General features: G+C 78.2%; 1 protein-coding gene and 1 pseudogene. Both read left to right on the forward strand.

What is annotated here, in order from left to right:
- Positions 1-163 precede the first annotated feature (163 nt).
- Positions 164-15,724 (forward strand): SDR family NAD(P)-dependent oxidoreductase, encoded by a 15,561-nt coding sequence (locus tag AC067J_RS42340; protein ID WP_478308181.1) that lies wholly within the window; start codon positions 164-166, stop codon positions 15,722-15,724.
- Between the two features lie 123 nt (positions 15,725-15,847).
- Positions 15,848-15,898 (forward strand): annotated as a pseudogene (locus AC067J_RS42345) (polyketide synthase docking domain-containing protein); the annotation flags it as partial.
- Positions 15,899-15,944: the final 46 nt, after the last annotated feature.

A 15,944-nucleotide genomic window follows, 5' to 3' on the forward strand; every position in this document is an offset into this window, starting at 1 on the left:
GGCTGCGCGGGCGGTGGGTGTGTCGACGTTCGTGGAGTTGGGGCCGGATGCGGTGTTGACGGCGATGGTGGCGGAGTGCACGGCGGGCAGTGACGTGGTCGGCATTCCCGTCCAACGCCGCGACCGCGACCCGGTTCGGACTCTGCTGGCCGCCCTGGCACGGGTGTTCGTTCGCGGCGGCGCGGTGGACTGGCCCGCGCTGACCGGTACCTTCACCGCCGAGGCGCGCCACCGGGCGGGCGACCTGCCGACGTACGCCTTCGAGCGGCAGCGGTTCTGGCTCGACGCGGGCGCCGGCGCGGGTGACGCGGCCGGGCTCGGCCAGGGCGCGGTGGACCACCCGCTGCTGGGCGCGGTCGTCGGCCTCGCCGACGGCCACGGCGTGCTCCTCACCGGGCGCCTGGCGCTCGACACCCACCCCTGGCTCGCGGACCACGCGGTGCTCGACACCGTGCTCGTCCCCGGGACGGCCTTCCTCGAACTCGCCCTGCACGCCGGTGGCCGGCTCGGCTGCCCGCGCGTCGAGGAACTGACCCTGGTGGCCCCGCTGGCCGTTCCGGCCGACGGGGGAGTGCAGGTCCAACTCACGGTCGGCGCACCCGATGCGACGGGCCTCCGCACGATCGGCGTGCACGCCCGCCCCGAGCGGTCCGACGGCGTGGAGCCGGGCCACCCGGACGCCTCCCACCCGGACGCCCCGTGGACGCTCCACGCGACCGGGACGCTGGCACCCGCGCCGGACGCTCCGGACACACCGGTCGCCCCCGACGCGCCCGAGGGGGAGGACCTCGCCGCCCTCGCCGCATGGCCGCCGGCCGGTGCGACCCCGGTCGAGGTCGACGCGCTCTACGCGGACGCGGCCGATGCCGGGGTGCTCTACGGGCCGTCGTTCCACGGGGTCCGGGCGGCCTGGCGGCGCGGGGCCGAGATCTTCGCCGAGATCGCCCTCCCGGAGGACGCCGCCACGGCCGGTGGCCGCTTCGGCCTGCACCCCGCGCTGCTCGACGCGGCCCTGCACCCGCTGGGCCTGGCCCTGGCCGAGGACGCACCGGGCGACGGCACCCCGTCCGACGGCGCCCAGGCCGGCGGCGCCCCGTCCGATGAAGCCCAGGCCGACGGCACACGCACCGGGGACGCGGGGAACCGGGTCCGGCTGCCGTTCTCCTGGCGCGGCGTGCAGTTGCACACGGGCGGAGCCCGCGGGCTGCGCGTGCGCCTGCTGCCGCTGGGCGCCGACACGATCGCCGTCGCGGCCGTCGACGGGACCGGCCTGCCCGTCGTCTCGGTCGAGTCGCTGGCGGTGCGCGCGCTGACCCGCGAGCAGCTGCCGACGGCCACGGCACCCGCCGCCGAGTACCTGTTCGACCTCGGCTGGTCGCCGGCCGACGAGGCCGACCTGGCCGGCGCCGGGGCCTCGGACCCGACTGCGGACCCTGCTGCGGCCTGGGCGGTCGTGGGCGGCGGGGAGTTCGCGGACCTGGCCGCCTTCGCGGCACGCTTCGACGCCCCGCGGTACGCCGACCTCGCCGCGCTGGCGGCGGCGGTCGACGCCGGGGCACCCGCCCCCGGCACCGTGCTGCTGGCGCCGCGCCCGCCGGCCGGGCCGACCGGGCCACCCGCAGGCCTCACCGACCCGGCCGCCGTCCACGCCGCCGTGCACGACGCGCTCGCCGTCGCCCAGGCCTGGCTCGCGGACGAGCGGTTCGCCGATGCGCGGCTCCTGGTCGCGACCCGCGGCGCCGTCGTCACCGGGAACGGGCACGGGAACGGGATCGCGAACGGTGCCGGTGCAGGTGCGGGTGCGGGCGACGACGGGGTTGAGGGTGACGGGGCGTCCGCCGGCCGGGCCGACCGGACGGCCGCCGGGATCCCCGACCTCGCCGCCGCCGCCGTGTGGGGGCTGCTCCGGGCCGTGCGCTCCGAACACCCCGACCGCTTCGCACTCGTGGACCTCGACGCCGACGACCCGCAGCGGGACGACCCGCAGCACGACGATCCGCAGCCGGACACCGCCCGCCTCGACGCCCGCCTCGACGCCCTCGCCGCCGCCGCGGGCCTGCCCGAGGCCGCCCTGCGCGGGACCGGCCTCCTGGTGCCGCGGCTCCGGCGGGCGCCCGCCGTCCCGCTCCGCCCGGCCGGAGCCGCACCCGCACCCGCACCCGCACCTGCACCCGCCACCGCGCCCGTCACCGCGCCCGCCGACGGGCTCGGACTCGCCGACGGCGGCACCGTGCTCGTCACCGGTGGCACCGGGACGCTTGGCACCCTGGTCGCCCGGCACCTCGTCACGGCGCACGGCGCCCGGCGGCTGCTCCTGGTGTCCCGCAGCGGCGCCGGTGCCGCCGGCGCCGACGCGCTGCGCGCCGAGCTGGCGGAGGCCGGCGCGCACGTCGAGTTCGCCGCCTGCGACGTCGCCGACCGCGCCGAACTGGCCCGGGTGCTGGCGCGGATCCCGGCCGGGCACCCGCTCACGGCGGTCGTGCACCTGGCGGCGGTCGTCGACGACGGGCTCGTGTCGTCGCTGACCCCGGAGCGGCTCGACCTGGTCCTGCGGCCCAAGGCCGACGCGGCCCTGCACCTGCACGAGCTGACCACCCGCCCCACCACCGGCACCGGCACCGGCACCGGAACCGCCCCGGGCACCGCCCTCAAGGCGTTCGTGCTCTTCTCCTCGGCCGCCGGCCTGATCGGCAACCCGGGCCAGGCGGGCTACTCCGCCGCCAACGTCGTCCTCGACGCCCTCGCCCAGCGTCGCCGCGCGCTCGGCCTCCCGGCCGTCTCGCTCCAGTGGGGGCTGTGGGAGCAGGACAGCGCGCTGACCGCCGGGCTCGGCGCCGCCGACCGGCAGCGGATGGCCCGGACCGGGGTCGCCCCGCTCTCCGCCGAGCTGGGCCTCGCCCTGCTGGACGCGGCGCTGGCCCGCCCCGAAGCCGTGCTGACCCCGGTCCGGCTCGACCCGGCCCGGCTCGGCGGCGGTGACGAGCTGCCGCCCGTCCTGCGCGACCTGCTGCCCGCGCACCGCCGGGCCGGCGCCGGCCGGGGCTCGGAGACCGGGCGCGCCCTGCTGCGCCGCCTGTCCGCGGCCCCGGCGGCCGAGCAGGAGCGGGTGCTCGTCGACCTCGTCCGCACCCATGCGGCCGCGGTCCTCGGCCACCGGGGCGGCGGTTCGATCGACCCGGACCGCGCGTTCAGCGAGCTGGGGCTCGACTCGCTCGCCGCGCTCGAACTGCGCAACCGCCTGAACGGGGCGGTCGGGCTGCGGCTGCCCGCGACGGTGCTCTTCGACCACCCGTCGGCGAACGCCCTCGGCCGGCACCTGCGCGCCGAACTGCTGGACCTGCCGGCGCGGCCGCGCGCCGCGGCGGCGAAGGCCGGGGCGGCGAAGGCCGGGGCCGCGACGGACGAGCCGATCGCGATCGTGGCGGTCAGCTGCCGCTACCCGGGCGGGGTGACCGGCCCGGAGGACCTGTGGCGGCTCGTGCGGGACCGCACCGACGCCATCGCGGCGTTCCCCGACAACCGGGGCTGGGACGTCGAGAACCTGTTCCACCCGGACCCGGACCACGCCGGCACCTCGTACGTCCGCGAGGGCGGCTTCCTGTACGACGCCGACCGGTTCGACCCGGCGTTCTTCGGGATCTCGCCGCGCGAGGCGCTCGCCATGGACCCGCAGCAGCGCCTGCTGCTGGAGGCCTCCTGGGAGGCGGCCGAACGCGCGGGAATCGACCCGAAGTCGCTGCGCGGCAGCCGCACGGGCGTGTTCGCGGGCCTGATGTACGCCGACTACGCGTCCCGGCTGACCACCGCGCCGGAGGGCGTGGACGGCTACCTCGGCAACGGCAGCGCGGGCAGCATCGCCTCGGGCCGGGTCGCCTACACCCTGGGCCTGGAGGGCCCGGCGGTGACGGTCGACACGGCGTGCTCCTCCTCCCTGGTGGCGCTGCACCTGGCCGCCCAGGCGCTGCGCCAGGGCGAGTGCGACCTCGCCCTGGCCGGCGGCGTGACGGTCATGTCGAGCCCGGCGACCTTCGTCGAGTTCTCCCGCCAGCGGGGCCTCGCACCCGACGGCCGCTGCAAGTCCTTCGCGGCCGGCGCCGACGGTACCGCCTGGTCGGAGGGGATCGGCCTGCTCCTCGTCGAGCGGCTGTCGGACGCGCGGCGCAACGGGCACCCCGTGCTCGCCGTGGTCCGGGGCAGCGCGGTCAACCAGGACGGCGCGAGCAACGGCCTGTCCGCCCCGAACGGCCTCGCCCAGGAACGGGTGATCCGCGACGCGCTCGCCCAGGCGGGGCTCGGCCCGGCCGACGTGGACGCGGTCGAGGCGCACGGCACGGGCACCCCGCTGGGCGACCCGATCGAGGCGCACGCGCTGCTCGCCACGTACGGGGCCGGGCGCGCCGACGGACGGCCGCTCCGGCTGGGGTCCGTGAAGTCCAACATCGGACACACCCAGGCCGCGGCGGGTGTCGCCGGCGTGATCAAGATGATCATGGCGATGCGGCACGCCGAGCTGCCCGCCACCCTGCACGTGGACGAGCCTTCGCCGCACGTCGACTGGTCGGCTGGCGCGGTGGAGCTGCTGACCGAGCCGGCTCCGTGGCCCGACGCGGGCCGGCCGCGCCGCGCCGGGGTGTCCTCGTTCGGCGTCAGCGGCACCAACGCCCACGTCATCCTCGAACAGGGCGACCCGGCCGGGGAACCCGACCGCACAGCCCCCGGCTCCACCACCGGCCCCGCCCCCGACGGCACGGCCGCCGACCCCGTCACCGACCCCGCCACCGACCCCGCCACCGGCACCCCGGCGGCGCTCGCCTGGCCGGTCTCCGGCGCCACCCCCGCCGCCCTGCGGGCACAGGCCGGCCGACTTCGCGACCACCTGGCGGCGCACCCCGGCCTCCGGGCCGCCGACGTCGCCCACGCCCTCGCGACCACCCGGTCCGCGCTCGACCACCGGGCCGTGCTCGTCTCGGCCGATCCCGCCGAACTCCTCGCGGGACTGGACGCGTTGAGCACCGAGGCGGCACACGCCGCCCTGGTCACCGGCGCCCCCGGACAGCCCGGCCGGACGGCGTTCGTGTTCGGCGGACAGGGCTCGCAGTGGACCGGGATGGGCGCCCGGCTCCTCGACGAGTCCCCGGTTTTCGCCGAACACATCCGGGCGTGCGACGCCGCCCTCGCACCGCACACCGACTGGTCACTGGTCGACGTGCTGCGGCAGCGGCCCGGCGCCCCCTCGCTCGACCGTGTCGACGTCGTCCAGCCGGCCCTGTTCGCCGTCATGGTGTCGGTGGCCGCGATGTGGCGCGCGCTCGGCGTCGAACCGGCCGCCGTGGTGGGCCACTCGCAGGGCGAGATCGCCGCGGCCCACGTGGCCGGCGCGCTCACCCTGGAGGAGGCGGCCCGGATCGTCGCCCTCCGCAGCCGCGCTCTGCGGGCGATCGCGGGCGGCGGCGGCATGATGTCGCTCGGCACCTCGGCCGACCTCGCCGGGCGGCTGATCGCCGAGTGGCCCGGGCGCCTGGGCGTCGCGGCCGTCAACGGACCGGACGCCGTGGTCGTCTCCGGGGACGCCGACGCGCTCGACGAACTGCGCGCCCGGTGCGAGGCGGACGGTGTCCGCGCCCGCCGCCTCCCGGTCGACTACGCGGCGCACTCCGCCGCCGTGGAGGCCGTCCGCGAGGAACTCCTCACCGCCATCGGCGACATCGGCCCGGCGGCCACCCCGGCGGTCGCGTTCTACTCCACGGTCACCGGCGAACCGGTGGACGGCGCGGAGCTCGACGCCGAGTACTGGTACCGGAACCTGCGCGCGACCGTCGAGTTCGAGCGGGCCACCCGGTCGCTGCTGCGCGACGGGTACACGGTGCTCGTCGAGACCAGCCCGCACCCGGTGATGGCCCCCGCCGTCGAGCAGACCGCGCAGGACCCGGCGCCGGACGCCCTGGTCGTCGGCTCGCTCCAGCGCGACGCCGACACCCTCGGCCGCTTCCTCACGGCGGCCGCGAGCCTGTACGTCCGCGGCGTCCCCGTCGACTGGTCCGCGCTCCTCGCGGGCCGCGCACCGCGTCGCACCGAACTGCCCACCTACGCGTTCCAGCGCGAGCGCTACTGGCTGGAGGCCGCCCCGGCCGCCGCGAACGCCGAGGGGCTCGGCCTGCGCTCCGCCGACCACCCGCTGCTCGGCGCCGCCGTCGCGCCCGCCGAGGGCGACCGGCACATCCTGACCGGCCGGGTCTCGCTGCACTCCCACCCGTGGCTCGCCGACCACGCCGTCCTCGGCACGGTCCTGCTGCCGGGCACCGCCTTCGTCGAACTCGCCCTCCGGGCGGGCGACCTGGCCGACTGCGCGGTGGTCGAGGAGCTCACCCTGGAGGCGCCGCTGACCCTGGAGGCCCGGGGCGCCGTCCAGCTGCAGGTCCTCCTCGACGGCCCGGACGCGCACGGCCGCCGCGCGCTCACCGTCCACTCGCGCCCGGACACCGCGACGGCGGGACCGTGGACCCGGCACGCGAGCGGAGTCCTGGCGCCCGCGGGCCCGGACGAGGAGCCCCGGCCCGGCGCGGCCGAGGCCTGGCCGCCCGCCGGCGCCGTCCCGCTGGACACCGACGGCCTGTACGAGCGGCTGGCCGGCGCCGGCTACGGGTACGGGCCGCTGTTCCGCGCGGTGCGCGCCGCCTGGCGGCACGGGGACGCGGTCCTCGCCGAGGTCGCCCTCGCCGGGGACGGTGCCGACGCCGCCCGGTTCGCGCTCCACCCCGCCCTGCTCGACGCCGCCCTGCACACCGCCGGCGCGCTCGACGGCGACGGCGACGGCGACACAGGCACAGGCACAGGCACCGGAACAGGCGCCGGCGTCGGACTGCCGTTCGCCTGGACGGGCGTGCGCCTGCACGCCGTCGGCGCCCGGACGCTGCGCGTCCGGCTCACCCGCAGCGGCCCGGACGCCGTCTCGCTGGCCCTCAGCGACCCGACCGGCGCGCCCGTCGCCAGCGTCGCCTCGCTGGTCTCCCGGCCCGTGACGGCCGAGGCGCTCGCGCCCGTCCGGAGCGACGCGACCGACGACCTGTTCCACCTGGACTGGCCGGCCCTCGCCCTGCCGGAGGACGACCCGCTCGGCAGCTGGGCGGTGGTCGGGCCCGACGAGCTCGGCGCCGTCGCCGCGCTGCGCGTCGCCGGTGCGGCCGTCGCCGCGCTGCCCGACCTGGCGGCGTTCGACCCCGCCGATCCGCTCCCCGACGTGGTCGCGATCACCTGCGCCCACCTCGGTGCCCACGCGGACGGCGCCCACCCCGGCGACGGCCCCGCAGCCGCCGGCCACCACCCCGCCGAAGCCGCGCACGCCGCGACCCGGCGGGTGCTCGACCTGCTCCAGACCTGGCTCGGCACCGAACGGTTCGCCACCACCCCGCTGGTGGTGCTCACCCGGGGCGCCGTGCCCGGCCCGCACGGCGAGGCCGTGCACGACCTCGCCGCCGCGGCCGTCTGGGGCCTGGTCCGCTCGGCCCAGACCGAGAACCCCGGCCGGATCGTGCTCGCCGACCTCGACGGCCACCCCGGCGGCTTCGCCGCCCTGGGTGCGGCCCTCGCCGCCGGTGAGCCCCAACTCGCCGCCCGGGCAGGCACCTTCGCGGCTCCCCGGCTCGCCCGGACCGGCCCGGACGCCCGCCTGACCGCCCCCGCCGGCACCGGTGCGTGGCGCCTCGACCTGCTCGGCACCGGGACCGTCGACGGCCTGACCCTCGCCCCGAACCCGGACGGCGCCCGGCCGCTCGCCCCCGGCGAGGTCCGGGTCGCGATGCGGGCCGCCGGACTCAACTTCCGGGACGTCGTGGTCGCCCTCGGCATGGTCGCCGACACCCGCCCGCCCGGCGGCGAAGGCGCCGGCGTCGTCCTCGAAGTCGGCTCCGACGTCCACGACCTGGCCCCCGGCGACCGGGTCATGGGCCTGTTCTCGGGCGGCACCGGTCCGCTCGCCGTCGCCGACCGCCGACTGCTCGCACCGGTGCCCGACGGCTGGACCTACCCGCAGGCCGCCTCCGTCCCGGTGGTGTTCCTCACCGCCTACTACGGCCTGGTCGACCTCGCCGGCGTGCGGCCCGGCGAATCGCTGCTCGTCCACGCCGCGACCGGCGGCGTCGGCATGGCGGCCGTCCAGCTCGCCCGGCACTGGGACCTGGACGTCCACGGCACCGCGTCGCCCGGCAAGTGGCCCACCCTGCGCGGCCAGGGCCTCGACGACCGGCGGATCGCCTCCTCGCGCGACCTCGGCTTCGAGGAGCAGTTCCGCACGGCCCGCGACGGACGCGGCTTCGACATCGTCCTCAACTCGCTGGCGCACGACTACGTCGACGCCTCGCTGCGGCTGCTCGGCCCCGGCGGCCGCTTCCTGGAGATGGGCAAGACCGACATCCGCGACCGCGAGGAGGTGACCGCCGCACGACCCGGCACCGACTACCGCGCGTTCGACCTCATGGACGCCGGAGCCGACCGCATCCGGGAGATGCTGGCCGAACTCGGTGCCCTGTTCGCCGACGGCTCGCTGCAACCCCTGCCCGTCACCACCTGGGACGTCCGCGACGCGGCCGCCGCCTTCCGCCACCTCAGCCAGGCCCGGCACACCGGCAAGATCGTGCTGACCCTGCCGCCCACCGTCGCCGGCCCGGCCGCCGACCCCGACGGCACCGTCCTGATCACCGGCGGCACCGGCACCCTCGGCGCGCTGCTCGCCCGCCGGCTCGTCACGGAGCACGGCGCCCGCCGCCTGCTGCTGACCAGCCGCCGCGGCCCGGACGCCGAGGGCGCGGCCGGACTCGCCGCCGAACTCGCCGCCCTGGGCGCCGACGTCCGGATCGAGGCCTGCGACGCCGCCGACCGGACGGCGCTCGCCGCGCTGCTCGCCTCCGTGCCGGACGCCCACCCGCTCACCGCCGTCGTCCACGCCGCCGGGGCGATCGACGACGCCGCCCTCCACGCGCTCACCCCCGAACAGCTCGGCCGGGTGCTCCGCCCGAAGGCCGACGCCGCGTGGAACCTGCACGACCTCACCCGCGACCTCGACCTCGCCGAGTTCGTGCTGTTCTCCTCGATGGCCGGCACCTTCGGCGGCGCCGGACAGGCCAACTACGCCGCCGCCAACGCCTTCCTCGACGCACTCGCCCACCACCGCCGCGCCCGCGGCCTCGCCGCCACCTCGCTCGCCTGGGGCCTCTGGGCCCAGGCCAGCGGCATGACCGGCCGCCTCGACCGCGCCGACCTCGACCGCATCGCCCGCACCGGCGTCAGCGCCCTGGAGAGCGACCACGCGCTCGCCCTCTTCGACACCGCGCGCACCGCCGACCGGCCCACCGTGGTACCCGCCCGGCTGGACCTCGACGCGCTGCGCGGCACCGGCGAGGTGCCCGCGCTGCTCCGCGACCTGGTCCGCCCCCGGCCGCGCCGGGCCGCCGCCGGCCCCGACCCGGACGCGGCGTCGTTCGCACAGCGCCTCGCCCGGCTCTCCGAGGACCGGCGCCGGCAGACCCTGTCGGTCCTCGTCCGCCAGGAGACCGCGGCCGTCCTCGGCCACGGCACGCCCGAGGCGATCGGCCGGACCCGGCCGTTCAAGGCCCTCGGCTTCGACTCGCTCACCGCGGTCGAACTGCGCAACCGGATCGCCGCCGCGACCGGACTCCGGCTCCCCGTCACCCTGGTCTTCGACCACCCGACCCCGGACGCGCTCGCCGAGCACATCGGCGCCGAACTGCTCGGCCTCCCGGCCGCCGCCCCGGTCGCCGCACTCCCCGCGGCGGGCGCACCCGGCACCGACGACGACCCCGTCGTCATCGTCGGAACCGGCTGCCGCTACCCCGGCGGCGTCGCCGACGAACACGACCTGTGGCGCCTGCTGGCCGACGGCGCCGACGCCGTCACGCCGTTCCCCGACGACCGCGGCTGGAACCTCGACACCCTCTACGACCCCGACCCGGACCGGGCCGGCAAGTCCTACGTGCGCGAAGGCGGGTTCCTCGACGACGCCGTCCGGTTCGACGCCGAGTTCTTCGGCATCTCCCCGCGCGAGGCCGCCGCGATGGACCCCCAGCAGCGGGTGCTGCTGGAGACCGCCTGGGAGACCCTCGAACACGCCGGCATCGATCCCACCTCGCTGCGCGGCAGCAGCACCGGCGTCTTCGTCGGCGCGATGGCCGCGGACTACCACACCGGCACCTCCGGGGCGCTCGCCGAGGGCCAGGAGGGCTACCTGCTCACCGGCACCGCTACCAGCGTGATCAGCGGCCGCGTCTCCTACGTGCTCGGTCTCGAAGGGCCCGCGGTGACGGTCGACACCGCCTGCTCGTCCTCGCTGGTCGCCCTGCACCTCGCGGCCAACGCGCTGCGCTCCGGCGAGTGCGACCTCGCGCTCGCGGGCGGCGTCGCGGTGCTCACCTCCCCGCAGGCCTTCGTCGAGTTCAGCCGCCAGCGCGGCCTCTCCGCCGACGGCCGCTGCAAGCCGTTCGCGTCGGCCGCCGACGGCACCGGCTGGGGCGAGGGCGTCGGGCTGGTGCTCGTCGAGCGGCTCTCCGACGCCCGCCGCCGCGGCCACCGGGTGCTCGCGGTCGTCCGCGGCTCCGCCGTCAACCAGGACGGCGCGTCCAACGGGCTCACCGCGCCCAACGGCCCCTCCCAGCAGCGGGTCATCCGGCAGGCACTGGCCAACGCGCGGCTCACGCCCGCGGACGTCGACGCCGTCGAGGCGCACGGCACCGGGACCAGGCTCGGCGACCCGATCGAGGCGCAGGCACTGCTCACCACCTACGGGCGGGAGCACACCGCCGAGAACCCGCTCTGGCTCGGGTCGATCAAGTCCAACATCGGCCACACGCAGTCCGCCGCCGGGATCGCGGGCGTGCTCAAGATGGTGCTCGCCATGCGCCACGGCGAGCTGCCGCCCACCCTGCACGTCGACGAGCCGACCCCGCACGTGGACTGGACGGCGGGGCACGTCGCCCTGGTCACCGAACGCCGTCCGTGGCCCGAGCTGGACCGGCCGCGCCGGGCGGGCGTCTCGTCCTTCGGGGTCAGCGGCACCAACGCGCACGTCATCCTCGAACAGGCCCCCGCCGAGGACCGGGCCGCCCTGCCGGACACCCCGGGGCCGGACACCACGGGGCCAGACACCACGGGGCCGGAGGCTGCCGCGCCGGACAGCGCCGCGCCGGGCGCCGCCGCGCAGGCCCGCGGCGTGGCCGGCGTCGTCCCCTGGCCGCTGTCGGCCCGCACCGCCGAGGCGCTCCGCGCCCAGGCCGCCCGGCTGCACGCCTGGGCCCTGCGGCACCCGGAGGCCGACCCCGCCGACGTGGCCTGGTCGCTGGCGTCCGGCCGCGCCGTCTTCGACCACCGCGCGGTGGTCCGCGGGCGGGACACCGCGGAGCTGCTCACCGGACTCGCCGCCCTCGCCGGACTCAGCGGGCTCAGCGGGCTCAGCGGGCTCGCCGACGGCGGGGGAGCGCCCACGGGCGCGGTGTCCTCCGGCCCCGGGCCCGTCTTCGTCTTCCCCGGCCAGGGCTCGCAGTGGCTCGGCATGGCGGCCGGACTGCTGGAGACCTCACCGGTGTTCGCCGAGGCGGTGGCCGAGTGCGCGGCCGCGATCGACCCGCTGGTCGCGGCCGAGGGCTGGTCGCTGCTCGACGTGCTGCGCGGCACCGACGAGGAGACGGCCGCGACCCTCGCCCGGGTCGAGGTGCTGCACCCGGTGCTGTTCGCCGTGATGGTCGGACTCGCCCGGTGGTGGGAGTCGTGCGGGGTGCGCCCGGCCGCCGTCATCGGCCACTCCCAGGGCGAGGCCGCCGCCGCGTACGTCGCCGGGCTGCTCTCGCTGGCGGACGCCGCCCGGGTCGCCGTGATGCGGGTCCGGGCCGTGCAGGCGGTCGACGCCTGCCGCGGCGGACTGCTCGCGGTGGCCGTGACGGCCGAACGCGCCCGCGAACTGATCGCCGAGGCGGGCGCCGGTGACGTGGTGTCGGTCGGCGCCGTCAACAGCCCGACCAACGTCGTGCTCTCCGGGGACACCGGGGCGCTCGCCGCGATCATGGAACGGTGCGAGGGCGAATCCACCCGGGCCCGCTGGGTGCCCGCCGCGTACGCCTCGCACTCGCCGCAGATGGACGCCGCCCACGCGGAGATCACCCGCCTGCTGGCGGACCTGCGGCCGCTGCCGGGCCGGATCCCGATGTACTCGACCGTCACCGGCGCGGCCGTCGACGAGCGGACCCCGCTCGACGCCGCCTACTGGTTCGAGAACATGCGCCGCACCGTCCGCTTCGAGACGGCGATCGGAGCGGCCGCCGCCGACGGCCACGACGCCTTCGTCGAGTGCAGCCCGCACCCGGGCCTGGTGGTGCCGCTCGGTGACACCCTCGACGACCTCGGCGTCACCGGCGCCGTCCTGGGGACGCTGCGGCGCGACGACGGCGGACCGGACCGGCTGGTCACCGCGCTCTCCGACGCCTTCGGGCGCGGCCTGCCGGTCGACTGGGCGGGGCTGGTCGGCCACCGGGACGCCACCCGGGTCGACCTGCCGACCTACGCCTTCCAGCGCCGCCGGCACTGGGTCGAGGCGGCCGGCGCCGCGGCCGCCGGGGGCGGGGGCGCGGGCTGGGGGCAGTTCGCGGTCGAGCACCCGGTCCTGGGCGCCGGCGTCGACCTGGCCGACGGCTCCGGCACCCTGTTCACCGGACGGCTGTCGACCACCTCCCACCCCTGGCTGGCGGACCACGCCGCCCTCGGCGCGGCCGTCGTCCCCGGCACCCTGCTGGTGGACCTGGCGCTCCGGGCCGGCGGCGAGGCCGGCTGCCCGGTCGTCGAGGACCTGACCGTCCACACCCCGCTGGTGCTGCCCGAGACGGTCGGCGTGCGGCTCCAGGTCACCCTGGCCGGGCCCGACGGCGCGGGAACCCGGGCCCTCACCGTGCACTCGCGGCCCGAGGACGCACCCGCCGACGCACCGTGGACCCGGCACGCCTCCGGCACCGTCGCCCCCGGCACCCACCGCCCGGCGGGCCGGCCCGAGCAGTGGCCGCCGACCGGCGCCACCCCGGTGTCCGTCGCCGACACCTACGAGCGCCTCACCCGCTCGGGCCTCCGGCTCGGCCCCGCCTTCCAGGGGATGCGGGCGGCCTGGCGGCGCGGCGAGGAGCTCTTCGCCGAACTCGCCCACGGCGGCGACGGCCAGGACACCGCCCGGCTCGACCTGCACCCGGCCCTGCTGGAGCCCGCCGTGTACGGACTCGCCCCGGAGCCGGCGGGGGACGGGGCGCAGCCGGTGCCCGGCCGCGTCCGGCTGGTGTCCTCCTGGCGCGGCGTCACCGTCGTCCCGGGCCCGCTGCCGGCCGCGCGGGTGACCCTGCGCGTCACGGACGCCGACACCCTGTCGGTCGGGCTCGCCGACGAGACCGGGCGGTCGGTCGCGACCGCGGAGGCGGTCGGGCTGCGCCCGTGGTCCGCGCGGGAGCTGCGCGCGGCGGGCGGCGAACGGCCCGTGCTCACCCGGCTGGAGTGGGTCGCGGCGACGCAGTCGACGCAGTCGACGCAGCCGCGCGGCGGGGCGGGCCGGAGCGGGGACGGGGGCGGGGGCGGCTGGGCCGTCCTGGGCCTGACCGACGGCCCGACCCAGGGCCAGGCCGACGGTCCGGCCGACGGCCTGGCCCGCGTGACCGGGGCGGCCGTCCACCCGGACTGGTCCGGCCTGGCCGCCGCGGTGGACGCGGGCGCACCGGTGCCCGACCGGATCGCCCTGGTCGTGCCCGGCACCCCGGACGAGGACGGTGCTCCGGGCGGCGGCAGCGCCCCGGACGCGGTGCGCGCCTCGGTGCGCGCCGTGCTCACGGCGCTGCGCGACCACGCGGCGGACCGGCGGTTCGCCGGCACCCGCCTCGTGGTGGCCACCCGCGGCGCGGTCTTCGCCGAACTCGGCGACCGCGTCGCCGATCCCGGGGCGGCGGCCCTGTGGGGGCTCGTCCGTGCGGCCCGGTCCGCGCACCCGGCGGGGATCGTCCTCGCCGACCTCGACGACCACGAGGCCTCCGCGGAGGCCCTCGCGGCGGCCGTGGAGAACGCCGCGGCGGAGCCGGGTGCCGGGAGCGCGGCTGCCGGAGCGGCCGAGTTCGCGGTGCGCGGCGGCCGGCTGCTGGTCCCGGTGCTGAGCCGGGTCCCCGCCGCCGAGGCCGCCGGCCCCGCCTTCCCGACGGACGGCACGGTCCTGGTGACGGGCGCCGAGGAGCGCGTGGGCGCCACGACGGCCCGGCAGCTCGTGACCGCGCACGGCGTCCGCCGCCTGGTGCTGGCGAGCCGTCACGGGGCGGCCACACCGGGGGTGACGGAGCTGGCGGCGGAACTGTTCGCGCTCGGTGCGGCGGTCGAGGTGACCGTCTGCGACGTCGCGGACCGGGACGCCCTGGCCCGGGTGCTCGCCGCCGTCCCGGCGGAACACCCGCTGCGGGCCGTCGTGCACGCGGCCGGAGCCACGCCGGCCGGGGCGGCCGGGGCGGCCGGGGCGACCGCGCTCGGGGTGACCGGGGCGACCGGGCTCGGGGTGACCGCGCTCGGGGCCGACGCGGGTACCGAGGAGGGCGCCGCCCCGGCACCGCACCGGGGGGACGCGGGGCTGCGCCCGGCGGTCGACGGTGCGTGGCACCTGCACGAACTGACCCGCGAGCTCGGCCTCTCCGCGTTCGTCCTGCACACCTCGGTGGCCGGACTGACCGGTCCGACCGGCCTGACCGGTGAGGCCGGCCGGACCGGGGACGGCGCGGCGGAGCACGCCGCGGGCGCGGCCTTCCTCGACGCGCTGGCCCAGCACCGGCGGGCCCGGGGGCTTCCCGGCCTCGCGCTCGCCTGGGGCCCGTGGGCCGCACCGGACGCCGCGGCGTCCGGTGACGGTGTCGGAGGGGAAGGAGGGGAAGGCGTCGAAGGCGGGGAGCAGACCGGTGCGGACCAGGCGGACGCCGGTCGGGAAGGAACGGGGAGCGCCCGCCACGGCGGGTTGCTGCCGCTCACCGAGGAGCAGGTCCGGTCCCTGCTCGACGAGGCGCTGACCCGCCCGGAGGCCGCCCTGGCACCGCTCCGCGCCGACACCGCGGCCGTGCGCCGCGGCGACCCCGGCGTGTCGCCGCTGCTGGGCGGGCTGGTGACGGGTGCCAGGCGCGGCCCCGGCGCTGACGGCGCGGCCGAACCCGCCCCAGTGCTCCTCGAACGGCTCCTCGGCCTGCCGGACGACGAGCAGGAGCGGGCCCTGGTGGACCTGGTGAGGTCCTGCGCCGCCTCGATCCTCGGCCATGCCGACCCCGAGGAGATCGATCCCGGGACGGCGTTCAAGGACCTGGGCTTCGACTCGCTCACCGCCCTCGCGGTCCGCAACCGGCTGAAGACCGCGACCGGGCTCCCGCTGCCCGCCACGCTGATCTTCAGCCACCCCAACGCGGCCGCCCTCGGCCGCCACCTGCAGGCCCGGCTGCGCCGGGAGCACACCGTCTCGTGGGACTCCGTGCTCGGTGAGATCGACCGGATCGAGGCGATGCTCGCCCTGCTCGACGACCAGGACCGGGCCAAGGCCGCCGAGCGGCTCCGGGAGCTGGCCGAGCGCCGGGCGGACGACCGGACCGGTCCCGAAGTCCCCGCCGCCGAGGAGAAGTTCGGGTCGGCCACCGACGAGGACCTGTTCGACTTCATCGACCACGGCACCGACCGCTGACCGCTCACCGCCGACCTCACCGCTGACCTCACCGCCGACCGCTGACCGCCGACCGACCCGCCGACCACTGATTCACGGGGCTGGGGCCAACCCGTCCTCCCGGACACTCACGGAGCACATTCGATGGCGAACGAAGAGCAACTTCGCGACTACCTGCGCCGGGCGGCGACCGAGCTGCACGACACCCGGACCCGCCTCCGGGACGCCGAGGACCGCTGGC

This window comes from Kitasatospora sp. NPDC042419, from assembly GCF_056437345.1.